This window comes from Candidatus Regiella endosymbiont of Tuberolachnus salignus (assembly GCF_964020115.1).
In the GTDB taxonomy this organism is placed as follows: domain Bacteria; phylum Pseudomonadota; class Gammaproteobacteria; order Enterobacterales; family Enterobacteriaceae; genus Regiella; species Regiella insecticola.
Map to the genome: position 1 here is coordinate 506,911 of NZ_OZ026542.1, position 14,197 is coordinate 521,107.

The 14,197-nt window shown below is 44.6% G+C and carries 12 protein-coding genes and 2 pseudogenes; 5 read left to right on the forward strand and 9 right to left on the reverse strand.

What is annotated here, in order from left to right:
- Positions 1–93 precede the first annotated feature (93 nt).
- Both AACL30_RS02645 and AACL30_RS02650 read left to right on the forward strand, forming a co-directional pair.
- Complete coding sequence (locus AACL30_RS02645) at positions 94–2,670, forward strand: class I adenylate cyclase (protein ID WP_339057728.1); 2,577 nt, start codon at positions 94–96, stop codon at positions 2,668–2,670.
- 22 nt (positions 2,671–2,692) lie between these two features.
- On the forward strand, positions 2,693–2,821 hold the full coding sequence (locus tag AACL30_RS02650) for a hypothetical protein (protein ID WP_339057729.1): 129 nt from the start codon (positions 2,693–2,695) through the stop codon (positions 2,819–2,821).
- A 109-nt stretch (positions 2,822–2,930) separates the two neighbouring features.
- On the opposite strand, the gene AACL30_RS02655 is transcribed toward AACL30_RS02650, so the two are convergent.
- From AACL30_RS02655 to istA (AACL30_RS02665), 3 genes and pseudogenes are all read right to left on the reverse strand, one after another.
- Complete coding sequence (locus AACL30_RS02655) at positions 2,931–4,580, reverse strand: calcium-binding protein (RefSeq protein ID WP_339058380.1); 1,650 nt, start codon at positions 4,578–4,580, stop codon at positions 2,931–2,933.
- Positions 4,560–5,093 (reverse strand): annotated as a pseudogene (locus AACL30_RS02660) (ATP-binding protein); the annotation flags it as partial. The gene AACL30_RS02655 and the pseudogene AACL30_RS02660, both read right to left, overlap by 21 nt.
- Positions 5,090–6,268 carry an IS21 family transposase gene (gene istA, locus AACL30_RS02665; protein ID WP_339056344.1) on the reverse strand — a complete coding sequence of 393 codons (1,179 nt, stop codon included), beginning with the start codon at positions 6,266–6,268 and terminating at the stop codon, positions 5,090–5,092. The gene istA (AACL30_RS02665) and the pseudogene AACL30_RS02660, both read right to left, overlap by 4 nt.
- Between istA (AACL30_RS02665) and AACL30_RS02670 the strand changes: the two genes are divergently transcribed.
- Complete coding sequence (locus tag AACL30_RS02670; protein ID WP_339057730.1) at positions 6,267–6,395, forward strand: hypothetical protein; 129 nt, start codon at positions 6,267–6,269, stop codon at positions 6,393–6,395. The two genes, istA (AACL30_RS02665) and AACL30_RS02670, sit on opposite strands and share 2 nt — an antisense overlap.
- Here AACL30_RS02670 and AACL30_RS02675 read toward each other — a convergent pair.
- Genes AACL30_RS02675 through pilO2 form a run of 3 tightly spaced genes read right to left on the reverse strand, consistent with a single transcriptional unit; the run spans position 6,360 to position 8,573 of the window.
- Complete coding sequence (locus tag AACL30_RS02675) at positions 6,360–7,469, reverse strand: ATPase, T2SS/T4P/T4SS family (RefSeq protein ID WP_339057731.1); 1,110 nt, start codon at positions 7,467–7,469, stop codon at positions 6,360–6,362. The genes AACL30_RS02670 and AACL30_RS02675 overlap by 36 nt on opposite strands.
- Positions 7,466–7,909 (reverse strand): type IV pilus biogenesis protein PilP, encoded by a 444-nt coding sequence (gene pilP / locus AACL30_RS02680; protein WP_339057732.1) that lies wholly within the window; start codon positions 7,907–7,909, stop codon positions 7,466–7,468. Before pilP ends, AACL30_RS02675 begins: the two co-directional genes overlap by 4 nt.
- Positions 7,896–8,573, reverse strand: coding sequence for a type 4b pilus protein PilO2 (pilO2, locus tag AACL30_RS02685; protein WP_339057733.1), 678 nt, complete (start codon positions 8,571–8,573; stop codon positions 7,896–7,898). The genes pilP and pilO2 overlap by 14 nt, the downstream gene beginning before the upstream one ends.
- Here pilO2 and istA (AACL30_RS02690) point away from each other — a divergent pair.
- Complete coding sequence (istA, locus tag AACL30_RS02690; protein ID WP_339056344.1) at positions 8,572–9,750, forward strand: IS21 family transposase; 1,179 nt, start codon at positions 8,572–8,574, stop codon at positions 9,748–9,750. The two genes, pilO2 and istA (AACL30_RS02690), sit on opposite strands and share 2 nt — an antisense overlap.
- On the forward strand, positions 9,747–10,544 hold the full coding sequence (gene istB, locus AACL30_RS02695) for an IS21-like element helper ATPase IstB (protein ID WP_339058365.1): 798 nt from the start codon (positions 9,747–9,749) through the stop codon (positions 10,542–10,544). Before istA (AACL30_RS02690) ends, istB begins: the two co-directional genes overlap by 4 nt.
- 52 nt (positions 10,545–10,596) lie before the next feature.
- Here the strand turns inward: istB and AACL30_RS02700 are convergent.
- From AACL30_RS02700 to AACL30_RS02710, 3 genes and pseudogenes are all read right to left on the reverse strand, one after another.
- Positions 10,597–11,133 (reverse strand): annotated as a pseudogene (locus tag AACL30_RS02700) (reverse transcriptase domain-containing protein); the annotation flags it as partial.
- 505 nt (positions 11,134–11,638) lie between these two features.
- The gene (locus AACL30_RS02705; protein WP_339057663.1) at positions 11,639–12,979 is read right to left on the reverse strand and encodes a Tn3 family transposase; all 1,341 of its coding nucleotides are present in this window, start codon (positions 12,977–12,979) and stop codon (positions 11,639–11,641) included.
- Between the two features lie 167 nt (positions 12,980–13,146).
- The gene (locus tag AACL30_RS02710) at positions 13,147–13,668 is read right to left on the reverse strand and encodes a hypothetical protein (RefSeq protein ID WP_339057734.1); all 522 of its coding nucleotides are present in this window, start codon (positions 13,666–13,668) and stop codon (positions 13,147–13,149) included.
- Positions 13,669–14,197 lie beyond the last annotated feature (529 nt).

Sequence of the window (14,197 nt, forward strand, 5' to 3'; positions counted from 1 at the left end):
TGATTGTGATATTAGGTTACGTTTGATATGAATTGAAAAATCTGTTCTACCATTTCGAACAAACTCTTAGCACTAGAAATCAGGCGAAACGTCTTGCATCTCTATATAGATACATTAAAACGACGATTGGATACGATAAATCGATTACGGGTCGATAGGGCCTTAATCGCGATGAATCCAAGCTGCCAAAAAATCTATCATTTACTACCCGCCTTCTTGCATTACCACCACCCTTCGATGCCCGGTTATCTCAACAGTAAAGTGCCACACGGTGTATGCTCTTTTACCGCCAATGAAATACAAAAACAGCATTTAGCACAGTTTACCGCCGACGGGGAGGATCCGCGACAACCTTCAATAAAAAATGAATTGCCCATTGTAGGTATTTATTCGATGGGCAGTACTTCTTCTATAGCGCAAGAGAGTACTTCTGATCTCGATATTTGGGTTTGTCATCAAACAACATTAAATCAAGAACAACGTTACCTTCTCCAGCAAAAATGTCGTTTATTAGAACAATGGGCAGCAGAGCAAGGAGTAGAAGTCAGCTTTTTTTTGGTTGATGAAAATCGTTTTCGCCATCAAGTCAGCGGTAATTTAGGCAACGAAGATTGCGGCTCCACACAGCATATTTTATTACTCGATGAATTTTATCGCAGTGCGGTGCGTTTGGCTGGTAAAGCTATTCTATGGAATATTGTGCCGGTCATAGAGGAAAAAAATTATGATAATTATGTATTATCCCTGTATGCACAGGGTGTAATAAATGCTAACGAATGGGTAGATTTTGGTGGGTTAAGTGCACTTTCTGCGGAAGAATATTTTGGTGCAAGTTTATGGCAACTATATAAAAGTATCGATTCACCCTACAAAGCTGTGCTGAAAACATTATTATTGGAAGCCTATTCATGGGAATACCCTAATACACAACTGTTGGCGCTGGAAAGCAAACAATATTTACACGATGATTTACAGCGTCATCGCCCTATTTTAGCGTCTTCCTTTGACGCCTATTGCATGATGCTGGAGCGTGTCAGCCGTTACCTTATTCAGATTAATGATCCTATTCGATTAGATTTGGTACGGCGTTGTTTTTATTTAAAAGTATGTGAAAAATTGGCGGACAATGAAGAAGGGAACCAATGGCGGCAGCAGATTATCCATCAATTAGTGAGTCAATGGGGGTGGAGTAATGAGCATCTCTCTATCCTCAATAACCGTGCTAATTGGAAGATTAAAAGAGTACGAGAGGCGCACAACGAGCTGCTCGATGCGATGATGCAAAGCTATCACCATTTGATTCACTTTGCGCGCCGAAATAATTTGAGTATGAGTGCCAGCCCACAAGATATTGGCGTACTCACGCGGAAGTTATACGCTACTTTTGAAGTCCTACCGGAAAAAATCACCCTGTTTAATACACAAATTTCATCTGATTTATCCGAAAAAAACTTAACTTTTATTCAGGTTTCTTCTGATCGGGTCAATGCTCCCGGTTGGTATTTATACGACCAAGCCCCTTTAGTGGAAACTATCATTAGCCATCGGCCATTGGAATATCATCGCCATCTGAGTAAATTAGTTGCCTGGGCTTACTTCAATGGATTACTGACTGCTCAGACCCATGTACATATAAGAAGTCTCCATTTATACAACAAGGCAAAATTGCAAAAATTGATGGCGGACGTTTCACAGCACTTTCCGCTCTATTTACCCGCGCCCAGTCCGCAGGCACTGTGTAGTCCCTGTGAAATCCGTCACCTTGCCATCATGGTTAACTTAGAACAAGATCCTACTGAGACTATCGATCCTCAAGCAAACAATGTTGATTTGCGTCAACGGGATGTGTTGAGCTTTGGCCAACAGAAGCAGTGTTTAGTGGGTAGCATAGATTTACTTTATCGTAACTCATGGAATGAAGTACGCACATTACATTTTAGCGGTGAACAAGCCCTGTTGGAGGCCTTGAAAAATATTTTGGGCAAGATGCATCAAGATGCTGCCCCTCCCAAATTAGTCAATGTTTTTTGCTACAGTCAACAGTGGCGCAGTGCGATCCGCACAGGTATTCAGCAGTTGGTAGAGGAATGCATTGAGTTACGCTTGTCTAGCCGCCGTCAAAATTTGGCGCGTTTTAAAGCCATTAGAGTGGCAGAGCAAATCTGGGGGGTGTTTTTCGAACGTTTGAAGGTTTCGGTGCAGAAATTAGAGAACGGCATTGATTTTTATCGCGCCATTTCTCGCAATAAATTGCATGGTTTAGCGATAAAAATGGCATCGCACCAAGTACATTTGCCTCCCGTGGTTGATAGTTTTGCCAGCGAGGGGGTGATACAGTTTTTCTTTGAAGGGAGCCGCAATAACAATAATAAAGCTGGTTTTAATATTTATATTCTTGATGAAAAAAATCAGGTCGAAGTTTATCATCATTGCCAAGGCAACAGAGAAGATTTAGTGCGTGATATCAGTCATTTTTATTCATCCTCTTATGATCGTTTTGTCTATGGCTCGAGTCTAGTTAATTTTAATCTGCCGTTGTTTTACCATATCGTGCAATTAAATGGCCGCTATCAGGTTGTTCCTTTTTACCGTTCCACCGCCTTACCTCATGTATGTATCAATACAGCCTGCATTGAGCCACCCATAAGGCAACCGTGCCGGGTGCACTAGTGTTGATCTATACCGTTTGCCTTTGAAGTTGCCGCTAGGCGGCCAGGGGGTGAGACCGATGAGCGTAGACATACTACGTGATTCGGCGAGCACCCACAGCCAACAACGCGGCGGCTTCAAAGGCGAACGGTATATAGCCAAATCAGTTTAATTTGATTCTGTGTCCTGGTCGCTTGCCGTACTTTTTTTGTACTGTCTGCGCTTCTCCGCCTTGAATAAAATTAAACTGATTCGGCTATATTACAGCCCGTCTGGCAAATTTATGAGTTTTTCAATGTTTCCATAGGAGGTGCTGTTAACCATTGACCAGGGCGATAAGTGATTAATTCATTCAAACTGATGGAATAGGCTGATCTTCTTTCCGTGCGAAAGGCAGATACGGCCTGTATAAGTTGAGCGGTGTTGTAAATCGTTTGCCCCACCTTTATTTGCTCGATTTGATTAGAAAACGAGATACTGCCTTCACTGTGAAGATGATCAGGTGTAATTGTCAGGCGCAGATCCTGGCCATCTATTTCTAGCTGTACATCGCTTTCCGCTATCTCGCCGAGCAATATCAATTTATCTGTGCCGCCGCTGTCGGTGATAAAATCACGGCCATCACCGCGCAGGTACAGGTAGCTATCATCTCCTTCGCCCCCGTCGAGATCATCATCACCGCCATTGCCCTTGAGCGTGTCCTTGCCAGCACCGCCAAACAGTTTATCGTTTTCCCTCCCCCCGTAAAGCTGGTCGTTTCCCTGGTCACCATAGAATGTTTTTACGCCATTTTGTTGGTAGCCTGCGAGCAAAATATCATTACCTTCACCGCCACGTAGCGTACGATCACCGTGACTTTGGTCGATGATTTCATCATTGCCGGCCAAGGCGTTGAACGTATTATCGAGGAGTGTAATGGCACCGGATAAGGCGAGAATGTCATTGCCTGTCGTCGCTTGTGGGTTAACTTGTTTTTGCCCGCAATAAAATTTGCCCTGTTTTTCATCAAAATGTAAACGATAAAAATAAACCTGGTTATCCTCGGAATCGATATCCAATAAATAGCGATCACTTTCTTTATCCGAGATAGCAACATGGCGATAATTATCGTGAAGGTAAAAGTTTTTAATGCGGATGTCTACACTCCCGATACGCGGATCTCGTATCGCAGAGGATAAAATAATATCGTTATTTTCTTTACTAATGTGGTTCAATTTATCAATAGTGACGGAATTAAGTTGTAAAAAATCCAACATTTTCCTAGGGTCTTCATTGTCTATAACGATTTTTCTATCCGTTTGCTGAGCATGATAAAGATGATAGATATCACTGCCTCCGCTCCCTTTCAAGCGGTCACCCCTGCCAAAGCTGTAAAGCATATTATCCGTGTTATCCCCCTCTAAGCTGTCGTTAAAACCAGTGTCGATTAATAACAGTCGCATCGATTTCGGCAGCACCCGTTGGTGGCCATTAACGGTAATGATCCCGCTTTCTTGCTGTAGTTGAATGAAATTTTGTTCGGAGTCAGGATTCTTTAGCACCTCCCCGCTGCGATCATAGCTAGAAACGTAGCGTACTGGCAGAGGCGGAAGCACCCAGCGGCCATTTTGCTGTTTGATGCTTGGCGGCCAGCTATCCGCATCGAGTAATACCCCATCGTGGGTGAGCAGGCTGTATTTATTTTTTAATATCAGCTCTTTGCCATCAGCAGAAAGCGTATAAGCGTCGTTTAAGTAAAGGGTGGTTTTACTGCCATTGGGATTCTTGAGTAGGCATATTATCTTGTGTGAATTCAGGCTCAGTTCGATAGAATCAATATTCTGAACGTCATAATCTAGGATAATATTGCTGTCTTCTGATGTCAACGCTACTTTAGATTGACCACTTTTTGCTACTTTAAAATGTCCAGTGCTAGCTTCTTCGCGATTCATCGGTAAATACCCGATTTCATCCAGTATTAATACCCTGGCATAGCACAGTTGCTGAAGTTGGCGTTCCAGACGGTTTTCTTGCTTTGCCTTCATTAAGGTACAGCAGAGTCTATCCAGAGGCATAAACAATACCCGATGCCCAGCTGTAGCTGCCTTGACAGCCAGCGCTATCGCCAAATGCGTTTTCCCTACCCCAGGTGGGCCTAACAAAATGACGTTTTCATGATGTTCGACAAACCTCAGCCCCGCCAGCTCGCGGATAATTTTCCTGTCTATACTTGGTTGGAAAGTAAAGTCAAATTGCTCCAAGGTTTTTATCCACGGCAAACGTGCTTGTTTTAACCGCGATTCCAAGCCTTTTTGGTGACGCCCGTTCCATTCCTGGGCTAATGCCTGCTGGAGAAATTCACGGTAGTTCAGTGCTTTCTTGGTGGCTTCTTCACATAAACTCTCCAACGCATCGCCCAGGTAATCCATTTTTAACCGTATCAACAAGTTTTCCATTTCCATCAGAGTAGCTCCTCATACACACTGAGCGAACGAGACGCTACTCGATTGACCTGTTGCCAAAGGGCTTGATGATGTTCTGGCACCTTTTGCCAGCCCTGCGTTACCTCCTGCAAGAGATGCGTCGCGAGCAGTTGCTCATCGCCGTAAATACGTAGCGTATTATCTAAACCGATACGAATATTAACCGCACGACCACACCAGAATGAAGGCACGCTATAGCGATTACCTCTGACATCGATATAGCTGTCCCATGCCACTTGTCGTAGGTCGAAGTAGCTGGTATCGAAATCAGTCGCAGGGAGTGGCATCAAGGCTATTTTTTCCTCAGCAAAACGATTTTCCGGTGTCTGCTTGAATTGACGAAGATGACGCTGGTCTGCCACTTTCGCCAGCCACATCGCTAGCAGTTGATTAACATGAGCGAAACTCTCAAACTGACGGTAGCGAGTGAAAAAATTGTGTTTAACATAGCCCACCATCCGTTCGGTTTTGCCTTTCGTTTGCGGTCGATAAGGCTTACAGGCGCGAGGGCTAAACCCATAGTGATTAGCCAGTTGCAGGAAGCCCGCATTGAACTCGATGTGGCCATTTTGTCCATGTTTGATAACAGCGGCTTTTTGGTTATCTACCAAGACATTTTTTACGCTGCCACCGAAGTAATTGAAGCTGCGAACCAGCGATTCATACGTGTGCTCAGCATCTTGCTTAGGGGCAGCAAAGACATGAAAGCGACGCGAAAAACCGAGCGTATTAACGGCAAAATTAACCGTACAGGCAGAGCCTGCCACCTCAACGATGATTTCTCCCCAATCGTGTTGAAGTTGATAACCGGGGAGGGTTTCAAAGCGTACCGTGTTTTTCGAGGCCCTGAGCGGACGTTTGGGATGTATATAACGTCGGAGCATCGCACTCCCACCCCGGTAGCCTTTTTCACGGATTTCCTCAAAAATAACCGCCGCATTCCAAACCTGTTCACTCAACCTTGAATCGATGTAGTCTTTAAAGGGCTCGAGTTTAGCAACCTGTTTTTTACCGCGTTTTGCTGTTGGCGGCGCAGGATAGCTAATGTGCCGTCTCACCGTTTTTTCTGAACACCCTATCTGATGGGCAATATCAACAATAAATGCCCCCTGTTGATGGCGTTGTTTTATCATGTAGTGGTCCTCTCTTCTTAGCATGCTTATTTCCCTCATGGCTTTGTCACCACAAAGGAAACTGCATTCTGGCTTGAGTGGACAAATTAAATTAGCAATTTACGGTCTTTTATCATTAGCGCTGACAACAGGTGATGAGCGAGGCATCTGACAGTAAGTCACTGTCGACATTAAGCCCTTTCAGTCGTGTGAGGGTATCAATGGGATGGCTGGTATGCAGGGTGGTTAAGACAAAATGCCCCGTTTGCGCTGCCTGTATGGCCGCGAGGGCGGAAAGCGAATCACGCACTTCTCCCATCACGATCCAGTCAATATCGAGCCGCATCAGGCTTTTTATCGCTTGCCACCAGGCTTCTTTCGCCCCCAGTGCGGTTTGCACCGCCCCTTTGATCGGCGATTCTATCGGATCCTCAACCGTCATCAAATTAATGCCGGGGTCTCTGGCGGTGATAAGTTCACTGATCACTTGAACCAGGGTGCTTTTTCCTGATCCAGTGTTACCGGTGAAAAAAATCATGCCCGACGGTTTAGAAATCGCCCTTTCCAGTGTGTCTTCCTGTTGCGCGGTGAGCCCCAATTCTCGCATCGCCAAGGCTTTATCGCGCCGGGCGATTAAACGGATCGCCACCGCCAATCCCTCCCCACTGGCGCGACTACCAAAACGCCCGCCGGTGAGTCCCAGTGCTTGCACATATTCTTCCCTCACTTTGGCATCGGAGGATTCAGAATAAGAGACGGAAGCATGACTTTGGTTAATGCACATGGTGTTGTAGAGACAATTGATATACCGACTGCCTTCAGCCGCCGCATATTCACCGTAATAAGCCAACTTTCCGTCAATCCGGAAATACACTTTGCAGAAGATTTTTTCCAAACGGATATGCACATCGGAGGCTCTTTTTTCTACCGCGTCACTGAGGATTTTGATGATTCTTTTTTGTATGGTTTTTGTCGATTTATCCTCCTCATTCTCCCCGTCCGACTCAGCCGATTTTTTCAACTCGACAATGTCCGATAATGCACAGGACATTAACGTGAATTGAACGTTATTGACTTTTAACCGGCGCTCATAATCCATCACCTCAAGACAATCAATAAAGGGCAGGGCGACTTTTAATGTCAAAGCGCCGTCATCGCCTTTCACTAAACAGATCGCATCATTTAATTTTGGCGGTAAACGGTAATCCGGTACGGCATGTCTACCGGATAAACTGATCACTTTCATGGAGCGACCTCACTTAACAGTATTTTATTTCCCGCCGCGTTGGTGATAATTACCTCATCCAAGGAAACCTGACTGAGGGTAAAACCACCGGGAATAAGATCGCCTTTTTTTCGGGTCATTTCGGTGCCATCGGCAAAACGCAAGCGCACATCAATCGTTTTGCCATTACCAATGATTTTGCTAATGTAAGGAAGTGGATCACGATGACGCACACGTGAAGGCGTCTCTATTAACCTACCTGTCTGATGCGGTGTGATTAATCCCACCTCCTCTTTGGCTTTGTTTCGTGCCGCCAGCGCTTTGTAATACGTGGTTTGACTTTGCAAGGCATCCAATTCACCGACGGTTTTTATTTCAGGATTGGCGCGGACTAATAAGGGGAAAAAGGAAGAGAAAAAGAGAAAGATTTTGATCACGTTTACCCTATTACGGTTTGCCATAAATAACCCCTTGGACGTTATATTTTATGTCGGCACTGTCTTGATTAATCACAAAGGCGATTGCTGTTATTCTCATGCCACGCATCGCTTCATTTTTAAAAATCAGGCGGGGTGTCACCCTGCTGTCATAACTGAAATTCATTTCACGCCAATGCGGTAGAGGATGTTCGAAGCCTGGCTCATCCGTTTTCTTTTCCGGCGGCGGGACGTCCGTTAACGTAAAGGTCACATTGTGGCGTTGTAATAACGTAATCAGTTTGTCTAACTGATGTGACAGTGGCAGTAACGGGTCATCGCCTTCCGGTACCGGCTTGATAGGAACAAAGAACACCGCGGCATCGGGTTGCTTCACATTAAAAGCAGGGGTAACCGAAAAGTGTTTTTCTACACCGGATTTGAAATCACTTGCACCGACGGCAGAGCCCTCCAACCGGGCAAAAAGTATTTCCGCCTTATCATGAAAACAATCGATCTGCGTCGGTATCCATCCCCCCAATGACAGCGGGATTTGCTGTAGGGTTTGATCACAACGTTGGATAAAATGTTGGATAGAGGGTTTTGTCAGCGCTAATGATAAAAGACCGTAAATTGCTAATTTAATTTGTCCACTCAAGCCAGAATGCAGTTTCCTTTGTGGTGACAAAGCCATGAGGGAAATAAGCATGCTAAGAAGAGAGGACCACTACATGATAAAACAACGCCATCAACAGGGGGCATTTATTGTTGATATTGCCCATCAGATAGGGTGTTCAGAAAAAACGGTGAGACGGCACATTAGCTATCCTGCGCCGCCAACAGCAAAACGCGGTAAAAAACAGGTTGCTAAACTCGAGCCCTTTAAAGACTACATCGATTCAAGGTTGAGTGAACAGGTTTGGAATGCGGCGGTTATTTTTGAGGAAATCCGTGAAAAAGGCTACCGGGGTGGGAGTGCGATGCTCCGACGTTATATACATCCCAAACGTCCGCTCAGGGCCTCGAAAAACACGGTACGCTTTGAAACCCTCCCCGGTTATCAACTTCAACACGATTGGGGAGAAATCATCGTTGAGGTGGCAGGCTCTGCCTGTACGGTTAATTTTGCCGTTAATACGCTCGGTTTTTCGCGTCGCTTTCATGTCTTTGCTGCCCCTAAGCAAGATGCTGAGCACACGTATGAATCGCTGGTTCGCAGCTTCAATTACTTCGGTGGCAGCGTAAAAAATGTCTTGGTAGATAACCAAAAAGCCGCTGTTATCAAACATGGACAAAATGGCCACATCGAGTTCAATGCGGGCTTCCTGCAACTGGCTAATCACTATGGGTTTAGCCCTCGCGCCTGTAAGCCTTATCGACCGCAAACGAAAGGCAAAACCGAACGGATGGTGGGCTATGTTAAACACAATTTTTTCACTCGCTACCGTCAGTTTGAGAGTTTCGCTCATGTTAATCAACTGCTAGCGATGTGGCTGGCGAAAGTGGCAGACCAGCGTCATCTTCGTCAATTCAAGCAGACACCGGAAAATCGTTTTGCTGAGGAAAAAATAGCCTTGATGCCACTCCCTGCGACTGATTTCGATACCAGCTACTTCGACCTACGACAAGTGGCATGGGACAGCTATATCGATGTCAGAGGTAATCGCTATAGCGTGCCTTCATTCTGGTGTGGTCGTGCGGTTAATATTCGTATCGGTTTAGATAATACGCTACGTATTTACGGCGATGAGCAACTGCTCGCGACGCATCTCTTGCAGGAGGTAACGCAGGGCTGGCAAAAGGTGCCAGAACATCATCAAGCCCTTTGGCAACAGGTCAATCGAGTAGCGTCTCGTTCGCTCAGTGTGTATGAGGAGCTACTCTGATGGAAATGGAAAACTTGTTGATACGGTTAAAAATGGATTACCTGGGCGATGCGTTGGAGAGTTTATGTGAAGAAGCCACCAAGAAAGCACTGAACTACCGTGAATTTCTCCAGCAGGCATTAGCCCAGGAATGGAACGGGCGTCACCAAAAAGGCTTGGAATCGCGGTTAAAACAAGCACGTTTGCCGTGGATAAAAACCTTGGAGCAATTTGACTTTACTTTCCAACCAAGTATAGACAGGAAAATTATCCGCGAGCTGGCGGGGCTGAGGTTTGTCGAACATCATGAAAACGTCATTTTGTTAGGCCCACCTGGGGTAGGGAAAACGCATTTGGCGATAGCGCTGGCTGTCAAGGCAGCTACAGCTGGGCATCGGGTATTGTTTATGCCTCTGGATAGACTCTGCTGTACCTTAATGAAGGCAAAGCAAGAAAACCGTCTGGAACGCCAACTTCAGCAACTGTGCTATGCCAGGGTATTAATACTGGATGAAATCGGGTATTTACCGATGAATCGCGAAGAAGCTAGCCTATTTTTCAGGTTATTGAGCCGTCGTTATGAAAAGGCGAGCATCATTCTCACATCAAATAAAAGTTTTACTGATTGGGGGGACGTATTCGGTGATCACATTTTAGCAACTGCGATTTTAGACAGGCTTTTACATCATTCAACCACATTGAATATTAAAGGAGAAAGCTATCGACTCAAAAATAAACGCAAAGCAGGCATGTTGCCTATAAAAACGACTGATATTATCCAGGCGCCTGGAATAGAAACCCAACAGGAAAATTAGCAAAAACTGGACATTTTAAAGTAGCAAAAAGTGGTCAATCTAAAGTAGCGTTGACACTATGAGGTATTCTGTTGAAATACTTACGGATATCGATTTCTACAATAGCCCCGTTCCAGTTACGGAAGGTTTGTTGTTGTAGCGCCTTTAATGCATCATGACAATTTAATTTCGGGCGAAAACCGTAAGAACAGGGCAGAAATAGCGGTTCGTATATCCTGCTCAAAATATCGCTGACAGCACGCTGTACCAGCTTATCTTCCACACAGGAAATCGCTAATGGCCGTTTACTGCCGTCTTCTTTTGGGATCTCCGTTATTCTGGCTGGCTTGGGTTGGTATGTCCCCTTGCGTATCCGCTTGACGAGATTCATAACATTCTCGTCGAGGTTTTCTCCGTATGCCGCCTTTGTCACGCGATCAATCCCTACGGCTTTATTCCCATCTAGCCGATAGAATTGTCCACACAGCATGTTGTTGTTTAGCAAATGTCCTAAGTTGTTGAACACGAGCTGTTTATCACATGCTGCTCTCTCACCTATGCGCTCAAGTTTAGTTAACCATGTTGTTCCGTCGTTGCTGAGTACGGTCATTGTTTCCCTCTTACGCGCGATCTATCTGCCCGCCCTTCGCTCCACGATCATTACTCGCTTCTTCGCTACTATGGCTGGCTCCGACTTCCAGAAGGCCTTCTTTTAAGCCTCGTGTTTGGCACTTGTGCTTAAAATACTCATTCCATTGAGAACCTTCTGGATCTCCGGGGTTCCACACTGTTCTCTACAAACTCGCCGACGCCTGCGACTCCGGTGTGTGTTTCATGATGGATTTCGCTAGTGTAACCATCGAGAAACCTTGGCCTGCTGACCCTCCAAGGCCATCGGCACAGCACCACTCGGGGATTTCGGAGTTATCGCGTTCATCTGTTGATTTCGGCTCGAATGTTTCACTGTCTACGCTTCACCACCTTCGTTACCTCTGGTAGCGCAAGACTCGCTACGTAGTGATCTAGCTAACCTTCTACGGCAGGACTTCCACCTGCAAGAACAGTGCAGCTTTGCCCAGCGCACTGGAGGAACCCCCAAAAGTGTTCGTTCTGAGTTAAGCGGCTTTCCAGAAGCATCGTTTTAAATGTTTTTCAAGCTCATTGATCATCGTATCCAGATTAAAATCACTCTTGCTCTTTTTAAAATTGTACTTACCAGTAAAGGCAATGTGCGCCCAGGCAATAGGAGAAATCCTGACAAACTCATCAATAATTGTCTGGCTAACTCCCTCTGCTTGCATTTTTTCATAAAGGGTATTTAAAATAATAGCGTTGTAGGCAATGATAGAATTTGCAACCAGTCTTACTGCATGCGCGCTGACCTGATTAGTTATTCTCTTTTTTCCTTTAAAAACCCCGTGATAAATTTTCCTGATGAGACCTTGTAACTGGTGATAGGCCTCTGTTCGATTTCTGGCCGTTCGGATAGCCTTTCGAAGCGTCATATTATCGATTAAATTCAATACATGTGTGCTTTTAAAGAGGGTATTATATTCAATCAGTGCTCTTTTTAATCCAGCGTAACGCGCAAAGGAATTTAGTTTTCTAACAATGTGACTTTGCGTATTTTCTTGCAGTAATAAAGACAGTAATACCCGTAATATTCCTCTCTTTTGTGCTTTAATCAGATTTTTATCGATACTCCCTTTGGGGCGAATAATCCCTGTGTAATTATCCGGTGTTTTGACGGAATACAGGTCATTCGCTGCTTCTCTTATATCTTTAATGCCAGGCACATAATCAACGTCAATAGAATCCAATATAACAAAATTGAGCTTATTCAGAGAGTGATTATCACCCGTTACCCTGTCGATAGTAATGTCTGTTTTATTACCATGAATGACGTCATAAAGAGAATGCCCTTCATATTCATTAAGCCCAATGTTCTTGGCATTAACGGCAACAAAATTGGCTATCAATGTATAAATGGATAGCCCAGGAGATTTCCCAAGATGTTTTTTTGAATACCGTGACTGGATAGTACTTTCACTGGTCGGAAGTTTTTGCCCATCCGCATCTGCTAACAATTTTTCATCTAATAAATTCCATTGCTTAAAAATAGGCAGTGAGTGGATAAAGTTAGCCACTGTGTCATTCGCTGCGCATACCGTTCCTGTGCGTATAAAATCTTCTTGAGTTGAGCGCATTAGGTTAGGGTTTAGATCAGACATTTCTGCCATCTTTTCTATGCTAATGCCAAAGGCCTCCGATAGAATACAGGCGATAATGGCCAGCGGCGGGGGTTCCTTTTTTTTATTGTAGCGTGTTCTTATGTGGGTAAAAGAACTCCACATGTTAATCCGCTCCCCCATATACAGCATGAGGTCGGGTATTTCTACCTGAGGCAGGGTGCTGAAAAAAGCGTCATCAAGAGGCGTCTTGCTATCATAATCCAAGCGCCAGTCTTGTCTGCCCGTTTTGGTTTCTTTTATACTGAACCCTGTATTTTCTCGATGGTTTATCCGTTTTGTCGTTTTATCCCATGTGGTGTCCAGCATCAAAAGGGCATCATCCAAGCGTTGGTCGCAATAATTTGGGATTTTTGGATAACCAAATTATTGCGCTATTTTTTCAACATCATCTTATGGTAAACAAAGCATTCAAATAAATGGGGATCGACCTGTTCCTCACTGGATTTTTTCTTCAAATAAGCGAGCTGTGTTCTGGATATAGCGTCTTTAAGCGCTTCTGGTAATATCAATGTTGATGGATCCTTTCCGCTACCATAGTGCTTTTTTATTAAATCAATCAGCGCGATAACCTCATTTTTTTCTTTATAAAATACAAATGGAACGGTTAGCACGATTGGCCTCAGATAAAGTGCGAATAAGCGTGATGATTTTAAATAAAATTCACGCATTGCTGCTTTTGTATCAAAGGTGCTTCCCTGTAAAAATTGCGCTAGAACGGGGAATTGCTCTTCTGGCAGGATTTTATAAGCCGCCTGATTTAATTCATCATGATTCAGACTGAATTTTCGTTTGGGAAACCACGTGAGAAATTTAGCGAGTTTAGGCAAATCAACAACCAGTTCGGAATGGTATTCAGTTTTTTTCTTATCGGCATAAGCTTTGGCTTCCGCCATAATACGCCTTACATGATACATGAAGCTGGTGATTAAATTATCCATAATTTGTTGATAACGATGATAAATAAAACAAATGGTTTGCAACCATTAAATTTAATTTTTAATTCATAGTGTTAACTCAGAACGAACACTTTTGGGGGTTCCTCCAGTGCGCTGGGCAAAGCTGCACTGTTCTTGCAGGTGGAAGTCCTGCCGTAGAAGGTTAGCTAGATCACTACGTAGCGAGTCTTGCGCTACCAGAGGTAACGAAGGTGGTGAAGCGTAGACAGTGAAACATTCGAGCCGAAATCAACAGATGAACGCGATAACTCCGAAATCCCCGAGTGGTGCTGTGCCGATGGCCTTGGAGGGTCAGCAGGCCAAGGTTTCTCGATGGTTACACTAGCGAAATCCATCATGAAACACACACCGGAGTCGCAGGCGTCGGCGAGTTTGTAGAGAACAGTGTGGAACCCCGGAGATCCAGAAGGTTCTCAATGGAATGAGTATTTTAAGCACAAGTGCCAAACACGAGGCTTAAAAGAAG